Raw genomic sequence first — 571 nt, forward strand, 5'->3', positions numbered from 1 at the left:
CTGGCCCGGCTCGGCGACCCGCGCACCGCCCGCGCCGCCGCCGCCCTCGCCACCAACGAACTGCGCGTCGCCTACGCCCTGCATCCGGTCCGCCTGCTCGCCGAGCTGCGCGCCCCCGAGGCGGTCCCGGCCCTGATCACCACCCTCCGCCGCCGGCTGCGCCCGCACGACCCCTACCGCCGGGTCGCGCTCGCGTGCGTGGAGGGGCTGGGCGAACTCGGCGACCCCCGCGCGGAGTCCGTCCTGAACGAGGCGCTCGCCCACCCCGCGCTGGCGGAGGCGGCGGTGCACGCCCTGGCCCGCATCCCGCACCAGAGGAGCGCCCGGGGGCGGATCCCGGGGCAACGCTGAGCGATGACGGGCCGTCGCCTCGCTGTCGTACCCGGCGTCAGCCGGTGAAAGCCCGCACGTACCGCACCTCGGGGACCTCGACGCCGGCCACCTCGAAGGGCTCCTCGGCGCCGTCCGCCGTGAAGCCCGCCGCCTCGTAGAAGCGGCGGGCGCGCGCGTTCTCCCTGAGCACCCACAGGAACATCCGAGGGAGTCCGGCCGCCGCGCAGCGGCCGGACTC

1 protein-coding gene and 1 pseudogene are annotated in these 571 nt (G+C 77.8%); one reads left to right on the forward strand and one right to left on the reverse strand.

Going from position 1 to position 571, the window contains the following annotated elements; genetic code table 11:
• On the forward strand, positions 1 to 351 hold a 351-nt coding region (locus LPA54_RS35630), incomplete at its 5' end, for a HEAT repeat domain-containing protein (protein WP_368857892.1).
• A gap of 37 nt (positions 352 to 388) precedes the next feature.
• Here the strand turns inward: LPA54_RS35630 and LPA54_RS35635 are convergent.
• Positions 389 to 571, reverse strand: a pseudogene (locus LPA54_RS35635) (GNAT family N-acetyltransferase); the annotation flags it as partial.

The sequence above is a fragment of the Streptomyces sp. DH12 genome (assembly GCF_020873895.1).
Taxonomy (GTDB): domain Bacteria; phylum Actinomycetota; class Actinomycetes; order Streptomycetales; family Streptomycetaceae; genus Streptomyces.